Origin of the sequence: Corallococcus sp. BB11-1 (assembly GCF_026626625.1) — a bacterium.
GTDB lineage: Bacteria > Myxococcota > Myxococcia > Myxococcales > Myxococcaceae > Corallococcus > Corallococcus soli.
The window spans coordinates 346,702-359,282 of the sequence record NZ_JAPNJY010000031.1 but is presented as its reverse complement, the minus strand read 5'-3'; the positions used below and the strand labels follow the sequence as shown (position 1 = coordinate 359,282).

Here is a 12,581-nt window from a genome sequence, read left to right as displayed (position 1 = left end):
AGCCCCTGGAGGTCCCCCTCGTGATGCACGTCCCCCGTCGCACCGCCTCTTCCCTCCCTTCCGCGTTCGCGCTCCTGGCGGCGCTGGTGCTGTGCCTGGGCGCGAGCCCGGCCCTGGCGCAGGTGTCCCGGACGCTGAGCACGCCCGGCCCCACGGCGCAGGCGCAGAAGGTCTACAACCTGCTGACGGACCTGGAGAACAACAGCCGCAACGGCGGCCCGAAGCAGACCATCATGGGCCAGCACTGCGAGGCCCAGAAGGAGGCCTACGCGGGCGAGTACTGGGTGAAGGTGGGGGACATCTCCGGGCGGCGTCCGGGCTTCGTGGAGTTCGACTTCGGGCCGGGCAACAACCGCTCCACCTACAGCGAGCCGTACGTGGACTACGCGGTGGGCTTCGCGCGCGACCGGTTCATCTACGGGGAGGGCATCGTCGGCTTCAGCTTCCACCAGTCCTACCCGGGCGCGCCGGTGAAGAGCTGGCCGAACAACTTCCGGCAGTCCTGGATGGACTCCAACTGGATGGGCCGGGTCATCAACTGGCAGGCGAACACGGCGGAGTACCAGGCGCTGCTGCGCGACCTGTCCTTCGCGGCGGACAAGCTCACCATCCTCCGGGATGCGGGCGTGCCGGTGCTGTACCGCCCCTTCCATGAGATGAACAAGAAGGGGAGCGCGTCCCCGTTCTGGTGGGCGAACCACGACCCGTACCAGTACAGGCAGCTGTGGAACATCGCGCACGACTACCTGGTGAAGACGCGCGGGCTGAAGAACCTCATCTTCGTCTGGTCGCCGTACGAGTGGGACGGGACGTACGGCGGCGACGCGGCGGCCTACTACCCGGGCAGCGACCGCGTGGACGTGGTGGCCGTGGACATCTACCACGGCAATCCCTACTTCCCGGCCCAGTTCTACACGGGGCTCGCGGGCTACAACAAACCGCGCATGGTGGCGGAGACGGACAAGCTGCCGGTGCGCTGGGGTGACAGCCGCTACGGGACGGTGTCCGAGCTGGACGCCCGTCCGTGGGCCATCTACTCGGTGTGGGGTGACTCGCTCATCCACAACCTGGGGACGACGAGCCCGAACGACTGGAACGTGTCCAGCAACCACAAGGCCATCAAGGACACGTATGGGTATTACGGGACGTACTGGCGGGTGCTGACCGGCGGAAGCAACGCGACCTACAACTGGGGCGCGTTGCGCTGACGGGGCCGCGTCACCAGTTGGTGGGGCGGTAGTCCTTGAAGAAGTTGCCCCACACGAACTCGTTCGTGTTGATGGCGGTGATGACGGGGTCGACGATGCGCGCGGCCCCGTCCACGATGTCCAGCGGGGGCTGGAAGTCCAGCTCCTGCACCTTGCGCTCGGCGTGGAGGATGGGGTCCTCGTCCGTCACCCAGCCGGTGTCCGCCGCGTTCATGAAGATGCCGTCCCGGGCGTAGTCCGCCGCGGAGGTGAGCGTCATCATGTTGAGCGCGGCCTTGGCCATGTTGGTGTGCGGGTGCTTGTCCGTCTTGGTGCCGCGCGAGAAGCTGCCCTCCATCGCGGACACGTTGACGATGTGGCCTGGCTGCGAGCGGTCGCGCATCATCAGCGGCTTGAGCTTGCCCACGAGGATGAAGGGCGCCACGGCGTTGATGAGGTGCACCTCCAGCATCTCCGCGGTCTGCACCTCCGACAGCTTCAGGCGCCAGGAGTTCGTCGTGCGCAGATCCACCTGCTGGAGGTCCGCGTCCAGCCGGCCCTGCGGGAAGAGCGCCTGCGTGTCGGGCTCCTGCTCCATCGCATAGGGCAGGAGCGACAGCGCCGCCGACGAGTGGATGCCCAGCGCCGGGTCGCTGCTGCGCCACGTGGTGGCGGACAGCGCCGTGCTCACGTCCGTGTCGCCCGCGCGCAGCACGTTGCCGGGGCTCCCTGAATTCAGGGCGGGCCGCAGCGCCGCGATGCAGGCCTGGTGGCCGGCGAGCAGCGGGCGCACCTCCTGGGGCAGGCTGTTCACATCCCGCAGCTCGCCCCCCAGCAGGTGTCGGTAGAAGCCGGGCGGACGGCGCACCGTCTGCGCCGCGTTGTTGATGAGGATGTCCAGCCTGTCGTGCGTCTCTTCGATGTGGCGGGCGAACAGCTCCACGCTGGGCGCGTGCCGCAGGTCCAGGCCGTGCACGTGCAGCCGGTGGGACCAGTCCGCGAAGTCCGGCTCGCGCGCGTAGCGGAGCACCGCGTCCTGCGGGAAGCGGGTGGTGGCGATGACCGTCGCGCCCGAGCGCAGCAGCATCAGCGACGCCTGGAAGCCGATCTTCACGCGGGCGCCGGTGATGAGCGCCACCTTGCCGTTGAGCTGCGCGCGCTGCGTGCGGCGGGAGTAGTTGAAGTCACCGCATGCGCCGCACAGCATGTCGTAGAAGAAGTGCAGCTTGCGGTACTCCTGCTTGCACACGTAGCACTTGCGCGGCTCCTCCAGCACGCGCTCCTCGGTCTCCGTGGGCGGCGGCGGGGGCAGCATCGGCAGCGTGAGCACGGGGGCGCGGCGCAGCGCGCGGATCTCCGTGTTGGCGCGCACGACGCGGTCCTTCTCGCGCTTCTCGACCTTGCGCTCGCGCTTGAGCGTGTTGAGCAGCTTCGACTTGGCGGCCTTGTCCGGGTGCACCAGCCGGCCGGCGGCGGCGAGCAGGCCGTGGTGGTCCTCCTCCGGGAGGCGGGTGAGCAGGATGCGGTGCTCGGTCAGCGTCTTCAGCAGGTCGATGGCGCGGCGCACCTCCTCCACGCTGGGGGTGGGGGGGACGGGGGCGTCCTGCGGCGGCGGCTGGGAGGTGTTGACGAGTTGATTCATCACCCGCGTGCTTACCCTCCCGGACGCCCCAGGGAAAGGCGGGCCTGCAGGGGGCCCGGTGGGCGGGCGGGCGGGGGGCCGGGCGTCCGGGCGCCGGAGCCTGGGCCTCCCCCGTCCATCCGGGGACCGTCAGCCCAGGCCCAGGCGGGGCAGGGTGACTTCGCGCACCCGGGGGATCCGGAAGCGGTAGAGGAAGGCGTCCGCGAAGTAGTGCGCGAGGACGACGGCGTTGGTCGCGACGACGCCCAGGGACCACAGGGGCTCCTGCCGCAGGAAGAAGACCGTGGCCGCGTTTCCTGTGACGCCGTCCACCAGCGTCACGAAGGGGCTGTTGACGATGCCCACCAGGATGATGGGCGACATCACCGCCACCATCGCCAGCCACACCCGGGGGCCCCGCAGCCGGGCCGTGGGCTCCGCGGGCGTGGGCTCCAGCATCCGGCCGGTGAGGAAGAAGTACTCCAGCCCGTGGATGCCCGCGCTCAGGATGGCGCCCCACAGCGGCCACACCAGGTACACCGCGACCACCGCCGCGTGTCCCAGCACGTACACCCGCCGGGGCCCGCTCTGGCCCGGAGGCCCCCGCATCGCGAGCACCAGCCTCACGACGAAGACACCCCACACGGCGAGCAGCAGCCAGATGAGCACGTGCGGCAGCGAGCCGGACTCCGCCTGGCCGATGTTGATCATCGGCCCCTCGCCCCGGGCCGCCGTGACGGGCAGCGCCAGGGAGCGCGCCATCATCAGCACCAGCGCGAGCGGGACGAACTGACGCTGGAGGGTGCGCTCGGCCTCCGACAGGGGCGGGGCGCCCTGGGCGCGGCCCCTGAGGCCGTGCAGCGCCCACAGGCCCTTCACCTGCGACAGCGTGTGGTGCGCCGCCAGGATGTGGACGGTGGCGCCCAGCAGCAGCGCCAGCAGGGGGGCGTGCTCGCTCGTGTACCAGAACAGCGCGAAGGTGACCGCGAACACCGCCGCCGAGCCGCCCACCAGCAGCCGGGACTGGTGGGGGGTGGTGTGCAGCAGCTCGCGCCGGGTGCCCACCAGGAGGAACGTCAGGATGACGTGGGTGCCATTGAGGAAGACGTACTGCGACGTCCACCGGCCAATCATCTGGGAGAAGCCCCGGGAGCCCTCGCCGGTGAAGCTGGCCAGCCACACGCACGCGAGCATCAGCAGCGTGGGCAGCAGCAGCAGGCTGATGTCCGCCCGGGGCGAGAAGAGCCACAGGCCCTGGAAGCGCACGGACGCCGGGGCTTCGGACGCGTCGAGGGCGGAGGCGGGGAGGGTGGGCATGCGCGCGGCAGTATAGACGGTGTGGGACGCGGAGGGCTCGGTGGCCCCCCTCCCTCCACGGAGGGCAGGCGGGGGGGCCGGCTCAGGACCCCGTGAAGAGGGCCCGGTACTGCTCCCACGTCGTGCGGTCCCCCGGGAGGCGCTCCTGGCAGTAGCGCAGCATCAGGAAGCCCTGGTGCAGGACGAGCAGCACGAGCACGCCCGCGACGAAGCTCCGCGAGGCCGGGGTGCGCAGGCGCGTGAGGAAGCCGGCGAGTCCGAACGCGAAGATGGCGCTCGCCTCCGTGTAGGCGCGGTGGCCGAAGCTGGAGCCGTAGGGCCAGTGCCACCACGTGGCCACCAGGTACGTCTGGAGGATGAAGAAGAGCAGCAACGGCAGCAGGTAGGGCTTGAGCCGCTCGCGGTCGCGCACGAAACCCGCCACGGCGAAGAGCCACAGCGGGGCCCAGAAGAAGAGGCCCTTGCGCACACTGAAGAGGACCGCGAGCACCTGGGGCTGGTCGAACCGGAAGCCGTAGCCCCGATAGGAGAACACCAGCCAGCGCCCGGTGGCGTAGCGCCAGTAGGCGAAGAGGATGGACATCACCGCGAAGAACGCGAGCAGCGCCAGCGCGACCTTCCCGACGTTGTCCCGGATGAAGGCGAAGCGCGTCCGCTGCGTCGGCGGGTCGAAGACGCCGTACAGCAGCACGAACAGCGCCATCAGCGCGTTGGTGTTGCGCACCAGCGCGATGAAGCCCAGCACGAACCCCAGCAGCAGGGCGCGGCGCACGGTGGGCTCGCGGTAGAAGCGGGGCACGAGCAGCAGCAGCGCGGCGAAGAGCGCGAACGAATACGCGTGGCTCATGCTCGCTTCGATGCTGCCGTAGTGGAACAGGTTGGTGCCGAACGTGACGGCCACGAGCGTCGCCAGCACCACCGGCGGCGCGTAGCCGGCCTCCTCCAGGGCCCGGCGCAGCAACGCCAGTCCGATGAGGAGCGCCAGCAGTCCGTTGAGGGCCGCCGCGACGTGGTAGGGGCGGGAGTAGCCATCCTGCTGCGCGCCCACGAGCGGCGCGCTGACGTGCGCGATGAGGAACGCGGGCGTCATGAGGAGGGCCTGCCCCGGGGGGAACCGGTTGAGGTAGCGGCCCGTGCGCTCGTCCAGGGTGAGGCCCAGGCTGGAGTTGAGCGTCGCGCCCCACTCCGCCATCTCCGTGCGGAAGGACAGGTCGTGCTGGACGAAGAGGGCGGACAGGTACAGGTGGTAGCCGTACCCGTCCGAGCGGATGGCCGGCATCAGCGGATCCGCCCGGTAGTAGAAGAAGTTCGCCAGCATCCCCAGCACGAACACCGTCGGCAGGAACGCCTTCAACGCGCGGTGCACCCAGGAGGCCGTGGGGCGGGCGGAGGCGAGGGACGGCGAAGCAGGCGTCATGGTGGCGGGATGCTACCTCCAATGCGCCAGGGGCCATGACTCCACCCGTGCCGGGAGGCCGCCCCCCCTCCCTTGCGTGGGGGAGGAGGCGGCCTGGGGGCGACGGCTCAGGAGTCGTAGCCGTAGTAGCCGTTCAGCACGACGACCTTGCGCGTGGCCGGGTAGTAGAGGACGGCGCGCGTGTCGAACTCGTGGCAGTTGGGGCACGGCACGCCCTGGTTGTAGAGCCACGCCTGCACGTCGCCGCCGCCCGCGAAGGCGTCAATGGCCTGGAGCAGCGCCGCGCCGTCGCCGTAGTAGTTCGACGTGAAGAGGATGCTCTGCGCCAGGCCTGCGCGGTTCGTGTACGTGCCGCCCGCGGGGTCCGGGAAGGACTGGTCCTGTTCGGCGACCTTCGCGACCACGCCCTGGACGGTGGTGGGCGAGGCGGGGCAGGACGGCGTGCGGAACGCGGTGATGGGCGACAGGCCGTGCCACGCGCCGTTGTTGGACCCGATGTTCCACGCCACCCGCGCGGGCTCCAGGGAGGAGGCGTTGATGGACGTCAGCGACAGCGGTTGGGGCGTGCCCACGTCACACGCGTTGGCGACGTACAGGCAGCGCGTCACCTGGCGGTAGGTGCCGCACGCGGAGAAGTCCGTCGTGCCGGCGGGCTGGTTCTGCACGCAGTCATAGGTGGCGGGCTGGCAGGAGGGCGACGGCCAGACGTCGTACGCATCCCCGGTGGTGAGCGCCAGGCTGGTGACGCGGCCGACCAGCCGGCCCGTCTTCTGCGCCGTGCCGCCCGCGTTGAGCGCCGCCGTGAAGGTGAGGGGCGTGGTGTGCGGATCCATGGCCTGCTGGAGCGTGGTGTAGCTCCAGTCCAGCTTGAAGCTGTCCGCGTCCACGCTGCCCACGGTGGGCGCCCCGTCCGGCGCGGTGACGGTGAGGCCGCTGGCCGCCGCGTCCACGTTGCCCCGGTACACGAGCGACTGGGTGCCGCTCACGACGTAGTAGGGCGTGACGTCCTCCGCCACCCACAGCGCGTTGGAGCCCCGGAAATCATAGAAGCGCGGCGCCACTTCGATGCGCGCCGTGTAGTGCGTGGGCGTGCCGGTGAAGGTGTCCACCGTCACGAACAGCGGCAGGCCGGCCAGCACCGAGTTGAGCTCGTGGCCCTCCGGAAGCACCACCTCCAGCCGGCGCTCGCTGATGATGTTGGCCTGACCGAAGGCGTCGTCGGGCACGTAGCTGAACACGTTGCTCAGGTAGCGGTTCGCCGTGGCGCGCAGGATGAGCGAGCGCACGCCGTTGCGCGTCTCGAAGGTGCCCAGCGTTTCGAAGCTCAGCGTGAGCGAGGCTTCGCTCGCGTAGAGGCGCTCCACCGTCGCGGCGGCGGTGGTGGTGCCCACCGAGTCCACGGACTCGGCGGCGTCCGTGGGAGCTTCGGTGGGGCCGCTACAGGCGGGCGCGGCGAGGGCGACGAGACATGCGAGTCCGAACGAACGGAAATTCATGGTGGAGCCTCCAGGGGGAAGCGCCGCATAGCATGTCCGGCTGACAGGGGCGGGAGGCGCCCCGTGTGACAACGGTGTTACGGAGACTTCTTGTGGAAGGACTCGCTCCAGGTCGGCGCGGCCTTCTTGATGAGCGCCAGGAACTCCGCCGGGATGTCGTCGGGGCCGGTGAGCGGACGGATCTCCATCACGTCGTCGTTGCCCATGCCGCCCGGATAGCGACGGGCCCAGGCGATGGCCTCCTCCTTCGACTTCACCTCCAGCACGTAGAAGCCGCCGATGAGCTCCTTCGTCTCGGTGAAGGGGCCGTCCTTCACTTCGGACGCGCCGCCCTTGAAGACGACGTGCGCACCGGCGGAGGAGGCGCTGAGGCCCTCGGAGGCGATGAGCACGCCGGCCTTGTGCATCTCTTCGTTGAATTTCATCTGCGCGATGAAGACCTTCTCATCGAAGGGCGCGTCGGCCGGCGGGGGCGTGGGTTCAGGGGTGGACGGCCTGGGGATGAGCATGAAGCGCATCGGGTCACTCCGGGGTGGGGATTCGTGGCGCTACCGGCGCGACGAATGATGAACGGCGGAATCGACAAGGCCCGTGATTTTTCCTCCTTTCTCGCGGTGACGTGTCGAATGCCCCGTGCGCCCGGGGAGCAGACGGCGAGACGGGCCCTGGCAGGGTGTGCCCGTAAGGGGGCCGGGCGCATCCCCACGGGTCGGACCCGGGTGGTAGACCGGAGATGCCATGGATGATCCAACCGACAGGGACGGCGACCGTCGCCGGGAGCCGCGCAAGCCGAAGCCGCCGCGCAAGGTGTCGCCGCGCTACCTGGAGAACGCCGCGCTGCACTACCTCAAGCGGTACGCGGCCACCGTGAGCCAACTCAAGCGCGTGCTGATGCGCCGGGTGGACCGCTCGGTGAAGTTCCACGGGGGCGACCGCGTGGAGGCGGTGGGGTGGGTGGACGCGCTGGCGCAGAAGCTCATCCGCAACAACCTCATCAACGACGGGGCCTACGCGGAGACGAAGGCGCATTCGCTGCGCGCGTCGGGCCGCAGCGCGCGGGTCATCACCCAGAAGCTGCGCATGAAGGGCGTGGCCCCGGAGCTGGTGCAGGAGAAGGTGGCGGAGGCCACCCAGGACGTGTCCGAGGACGCCGCCGCCCTCATCTGGGCGCGCAAGAAGCGGCTGGGCCCCTTCCGGCGCGACCCCAGCACGCGGGCGGACAACCGCCAGCGGGACCTGGCGGCGCTCGCGCGCGCGGGCTTCTCCTTCACCATCGCGAAGCGCGTCATCGACGGAACGGCCGACGAGGCGCCGCTGCGGCGCTGACGGTGGCTCAGGACCTCTTCAAGTCGTCGTAGGCGGGGGGAGCCCAGTCCTCCACCTCCAGCGTGCAGGCGCCGCCCGCGGTGTGGCGGTGAAGCAGTCGCGGCTACAGCTGGACCTTGAACCCGCCGATGAGCGTGCGGGGCGCGTTGGGGCGGGCGCCGTAGGGACGGCGCCCCACGATGACCGCCTCGTCCAACAGGTTGCGGCCGCTCACGTAGAGCTGGCCCCAGCGGGTGATGTTCCAGCTGGCGTTCACGTCGAAGGTCAGGAGGGCCCCCGTCTTCGAGCCCTCGGGGATCTCCCCCTGGCCCGCCTCCTCGCGCATGCTGGCCAGGTACGTGGTGCTGAGGAAGACACCCCAGCGCGCGCCCTCCACGCCCACCGACGCGTAGAGCTGGTGCCGGGGCACGTACGGCAGTTCGTCTCCCGCCGTCACGTTGCCGAACTGCGGATCCGACGAACGGAAGTCATTGAGCAGCTTCGTGCGGGTGAACGTGTACGACGCCGTCAGCGGGAAGGTGATGCCGCCGCCCGGACGGAGGGTCTTCTCCGCGAAGGCCTCCAGGCCGTAGATGTTCGCCGCGCCCGCGTCCACCTGCCGGTCCAGGTTGTCGTTGAGACAGCCATTGGAGAAGGTGCAGACGTCGGTGAGGTTGGAGTAGTCGTTGAAGAAGCCCACCACCTCGAAGCGCTCGCCCCGGCGGGACCAGCGCGCGCCGGCCTCGTAGTTGACGCTCTTCTCCGCGGACACGGCCTGGGGCTGTCCCGGCGCGGGCGGGGAGAAGCCCCGGTAGGCGCCCGCGAACAGGCCCAGCACCGGGGTGAGGGCGCCGTACACGCCCACGCCCGGCATCAGGGCCTCCAGCGAGCCGTGATCCACGGTGCCCGCCAGCGAGTCGTGGGACTGGGAGCGGATGAGCTCCAGGCGCACGCCCGGCGTCACCACCAGCGGGCCCCAGGCGATGGCGTCCGTCGCGTGCAGCGCGAGCGCGTGCGTGGAGTCCTTGTTGTCGGCGGTGAGCTGCGTGGCGCCGCCTTCGGGGACCAGCTCCCCGCCCACCATCAGGAAGCCGTCCTGGGTGTGGCGGCGGGCGATGCTGTCGTAGTGGTAGCGCACGCCGAACTCGGCGTTGTGTGACAGCGGGCCGGTCTTCGCCGTCCAGCGGGCGACGCTCTGGAGGCCCTGGCTGACGAAGACGCGGTGGTTGGGCCCGATGAGGAGGGTTTCGCCCGGCGTGGACGAGTCCAGCTCCCCCGTCAGCACGCCGTAATAGACGGCGTTGCGCGCGCTGGTGGGGTCCGCGAGCACGTCGGAGATGGAGACGCCCCGGAAGCTGTTCACCTTGCGCCAGGCGCGCTCCAGGTCCTGGCGGTACAGCGACGTCGTCACCGCGATGTCGCGCCCCTCCAGCACGTGGCTGAGCACCGCCTGCGTGCGGTGCCACTGCATGTGGTCGAACTGGCTGGCCTTGTAGCGGCGCAGCGGGTTGGCGGCGAAGTCCGCGTCCGACAGGCCCAGGTATGTCTCGTTGGAGCCTTCGTCGGAGTAGCCCAGCTTGAGCTGGAGCGTCTGGCGCAGCTCGCCGTCCGGCACCAGCCGGTAGCGCGCCTTGGCCATCCATTCATTGCGGTGGAAGCCGGTGGAGGCGTCGCTGTCGTCAATGTCCTTGAAGCCGCTGCTGCGCAGGTGCACGCCTTCGACGAGGAAGCCCGCGCGCTCGGTGCTCGCGCCGAAGTAGCCGTGCGCCTTGCCGTAGAGGTACTGGCCGCCCGCGACGTCCAGGCCGAAGGACTCCTGCGCCGGGATGTCCCGGGTGATGAGGTCCACCGAGCCGCCCACCGTCTGCGGGCCCTGCTGGATGGAGGAGGGCCCCTTGAGCACGCGCACCGACTGCATGCGCGTCATCAGGGGGAAGTAGTAGGCGGCGGGCGCGGAGTAGGGCGCCGGCCCGAAGAGGATGCCGTCCTCCAGCAGCGTGACCTTCTTGCTGCGGTCCGGGTTCACGCCGCGCAGGCCCAGGTTGGGCCTCAGGCCGAAGCCGTCCTCGCCCCGGCCGTACACGCCCGGCACGGACTGGAGGATGGCTTGGGGGTCGTCCAGCTCGTAGCGCTGGAGCTTCTCCGGCTTGAGGATGTGGATGGAGCCGCTCGTCTTCGTCTCGGACGTGCCCACCACCACGCTCTCGAACTTGCGGGAGCCTTCCGGCGCGGACTCCACGACGGGCGCGTCGGAGGGCGCGGGCGCCGCCGGCTCCAGGGACTCCGCGGGCGCGGCGGACTCCGCGGGCCCGGCAGGCTCGGCGGCTGCGGGTTCGGCGGCGGACTCCACGGGCCCGGCGGCCGGCGCGGCTTCGGGCGCCGGGACGGGCGCGGCCTCTGGCGGCGGAGGAGGCAGGTCCTGGGGCGACCGTGCCGACACGGACGAGGAGACGACGAAGGAAACCACCGCGACTGCCCAGGTCCGTGCACCCATGAAGCGAAGACTCCCGGAGGTACGTGCGAAAGAAGCGCGGCGGTCGCCCGGGCCGACAAGGGACGGTGGAGGTCCCCGCTGGCCCCGGAGGACCGCCGCTTACCGCGACAGCGTGTGAGGCGCGCTTTACTGCGCTTCGGCGACGCCCACGATGACGATCTTTCCGTCATCCTGGATGACGACGCTGCGCGCCAGCTCCTCCAGCTTTCCGGCGATGACGTTCACCGTGACGATGCCACCCGTGCCGAAGGTGGTGTCGCGCGTGCCGTCCAGGTTGAAGCGCGCGATGGCGAAGTGGTTGTCACCCGCCTCGGTGACGAAGCCCGTGGCGTACACCTTGCCGTCCAGGCCGAAGTTCACGCCCCAGAAGCGGTCGTTGGCCGTCTCGGAGAAGGGCACCGGGTTGGAGAACTCCACGCCGGTGGCCACGTTGCGGATGAGCAGGACGGCGTCGTCGTCCTCCGAGCCACCGGCGCGGAAGCCCGCGGCGGCGACGTACTCGACACCGCCCACGTCGGCGTGGGCCACGTCGAAGAAGGCCTGGTCCGGGCGGTCGAAGTCGTACAGCTTGTAGCCTTCCGTGAAGCCGGGCGCCGGGGCCGGCTGACCGTCCTTGGTCACCTGCACCGCCATGGGCTGGACCTTGCCCGTCGTCCGGACGCCGCTGCCCACCATGAACACGCTGTCGTCCTTGAGGGCCACCGCGTCACGTCCGCGGTCGTTGTCGCCCGTCAGGTTCAGGATGAACGAACCATTGGTGCCGTACGTGGGGTCCAGCACGCCCGCCGCCGTGTAGCGGAAGGAGATGAGGTCCACCGTGCTGCCCGCCACGCCCGCCGCGCGACCGTAGCCGGTGGTGACGTAGGAGCCCGTGGACTGCCGGACGGCGGTATAGGCCTCGGAGATGCCCCACTCCTTCGTCACGTCGTTGGTGGCGAACGGCGCGGAGTTCACCACGCCCTTGGAGCCGAAGGTGGCGTCGGGCGTGCCGGCCTCGGTCAGGCGCAGCATCACGACGCGGTGGGCGCTCTGCGCGCCCACGCCGGTGGGCTGGCTCAGGTAGCCGGCGGAGAGGATGGTGCCATCCGCCTGCACGAAGCCATGGCGCGCGGTGTCGCTCAGGCCACCGATGTCCAGCGCGTACATGCCCTTGACCGCGGGGGCCACGGCGCCCGCGTTGAAGGTTTCGTCCAGCGCGCCATTGGCGGTGATGCGGGCGACGACGCGGTCGGTGTCCGCGCGGGTGGCGCCTTCGGCCTTCTTGGAGCCGAACACCACCACGCGGTTCTGCGTGTCGCGGTCCGCGGCCCAGAGGGCGTCACGCGCCGTGCCGGCGCCCTTGCCCAGGCTCACCCGAGCGATGCCGTTCGTGCCGAAGGTGGTGTCCACCGTGCCGTTGGTGTTGAGGCGCACGAGCGCCAGGTCCGTGTCCGGCGTCGTGGTGGTGCCCGCGTCCGTGCCGGTGCCCGCGTCCGTGCCGGCGTCCGTCTGGGTGCCCGCGTCCGTCTGGGTGCCCGCGTCCGCCTGGGTGCCCGCGTCCGGCGTGGGGGTGGGCTCCTCGTCGTCGCCACAGGCGCCCAGCGCAGCCGCGGTCACGCCCAGGACCAGGATGCTGGGCAGCAGCTTCTTGAAGCTCCGGTGCTTCCTCTGATTCGACATGGATACCCTCGGGTGGGTGAGATGAAAATGAAAACGATTCTCAGTTTCAATAGCAGTGGTGGGCCTGCGTAGCCCTGGGGATGCT

General features: G+C 70.3%; 9 protein-coding genes. 2 read left to right on the top strand and 7 right to left on the bottom strand.

What is annotated here, in order from left to right; all coding sequences use genetic code 11:
- Positions 1-23 precede the first annotated feature (23 nt).
- Positions 24-1,208, top strand: a complete 1,185-nt coding sequence (locus OV207_RS27535; RefSeq protein WP_227027743.1) for a glycoside hydrolase family 26 protein — start codon at positions 24-26, stop codon at positions 1,206-1,208.
- 10 nt (positions 1,209-1,218) lie between these two features.
- On the opposite strand, the gene OV207_RS27530 is transcribed toward OV207_RS27535, so the two are convergent.
- From OV207_RS27530 to OV207_RS27510, 5 genes are all read right to left on the bottom strand, one after another.
- Positions 1,219-2,829 (bottom strand): SDR family NAD(P)-dependent oxidoreductase, encoded by a 1,611-nt coding sequence (locus OV207_RS27530; protein WP_267558031.1) that lies wholly within the window; start codon positions 2,827-2,829, stop codon positions 1,219-1,221.
- Between the two features lie 129 nt (positions 2,830-2,958).
- Positions 2,959-4,125, bottom strand: a complete 1,167-nt coding sequence (locus OV207_RS27525; protein ID WP_193428852.1) for a hypothetical protein — start codon at positions 4,123-4,125, stop codon at positions 2,959-2,961.
- An 82-nt stretch (positions 4,126-4,207) separates the two neighbouring features.
- Positions 4,208-5,542 carry a hypothetical protein gene (locus OV207_RS27520; RefSeq protein ID WP_193428851.1) on the bottom strand — a complete coding sequence of 445 codons (1,335 nt, stop codon included), beginning with the start codon at positions 5,540-5,542 and terminating at the stop codon, positions 4,208-4,210.
- Between the two features lie 107 nt (positions 5,543-5,649).
- Complete coding sequence (locus tag OV207_RS27515) at positions 5,650-7,038, bottom strand: hypothetical protein (RefSeq protein ID WP_267558030.1); 1,389 nt, start codon at positions 7,036-7,038, stop codon at positions 5,650-5,652.
- Between the two features lie 77 nt (positions 7,039-7,115).
- Positions 7,116-7,556 carry a YciI family protein gene (locus OV207_RS27510; protein WP_267558029.1) on the bottom strand — a complete coding sequence of 147 codons (441 nt, stop codon included), beginning with the start codon at positions 7,554-7,556 and terminating at the stop codon, positions 7,116-7,118.
- 220 nt (positions 7,557-7,776) lie between these two features.
- On the opposite strand from OV207_RS27510, the gene OV207_RS27505 reads away from it, so the two are divergent.
- Complete coding sequence (locus tag OV207_RS27505) at positions 7,777-8,364, top strand: regulatory protein RecX (protein ID WP_193428848.1); 588 nt, start codon at positions 7,777-7,779, stop codon at positions 8,362-8,364.
- A 103-nt stretch (positions 8,365-8,467) separates the two neighbouring features.
- Here the strand turns inward: OV207_RS27505 and OV207_RS27500 are convergent, their stop codons facing one another.
- Positions 8,468-10,837 (bottom strand): TonB-dependent receptor family protein, encoded by a 2,370-nt coding sequence (locus OV207_RS27500; protein WP_267558028.1) that lies wholly within the window; start codon positions 10,835-10,837, stop codon positions 8,468-8,470.
- 126 nt (positions 10,838-10,963) lie between these two features.
- Positions 10,964-12,496, bottom strand: coding sequence for a hypothetical protein (locus OV207_RS27495; protein ID WP_267558027.1), 1,533 nt, complete (start codon positions 12,494-12,496; stop codon positions 10,964-10,966).
- Positions 12,497-12,581: the final 85 nt, after the last annotated feature.

What these genes read in the sequence shown, in the direction of transcription:
- OV207_RS27515 (WP_267558030.1), bottom strand. Translation starts at nt 7,038, where the DNA reads ATGAATTTCCGTTCGTTCGGACTCGCATGTCTCGTCGCCCTCGCCGCG.
- OV207_RS27520 (WP_193428851.1), bottom strand. Translation starts at nt 5,542, where the DNA reads ATGACGCCTGCTTCGCCGTCCCTCGCCTCCGCCCGCCCCACGGCCTCC.
- OV207_RS27530 (WP_267558031.1), bottom strand. Translation starts at nt 2,829, where the DNA reads ATGAATCAACTCGTCAACACCTCCCAGCCGCCGCCGCAGGACGCCCCC.
- OV207_RS27510 (WP_267558029.1), bottom strand. Translation starts at nt 7,556, where the DNA reads ATGCGCTTCATGCTCATCCCCAGGCCGTCCACCCCTGAACCCACGCCC.
- OV207_RS27525 (WP_193428852.1), bottom strand. Translation starts at nt 4,125, where the DNA reads ATGCCCACCCTCCCCGCCTCCGCCCTCGACGCGTCCGAAGCCCCGGCG.
- OV207_RS27495 (WP_267558027.1), bottom strand. Translation starts at nt 12,496, where the DNA reads ATGTCGAATCAGAGGAAGCACCGGAGCTTCAAGAAGCTGCTGCCCAGC.
- OV207_RS27535 (WP_227027743.1), top strand. Translation starts at nt 24, where the DNA reads ATGCACGTCCCCCGTCGCACCGCCTCTTCCCTCCCTTCCGCGTTCGCG.
- OV207_RS27500 (WP_267558028.1), bottom strand. Translation starts at nt 10,837, where the DNA reads ATGGGTGCACGGACCTGGGCAGTCGCGGTGGTTTCCTTCGTCGTCTCC.
- OV207_RS27505 (WP_193428848.1), top strand. Translation starts at nt 7,777, where the DNA reads ATGGATGATCCAACCGACAGGGACGGCGACCGTCGCCGGGAGCCGCGC.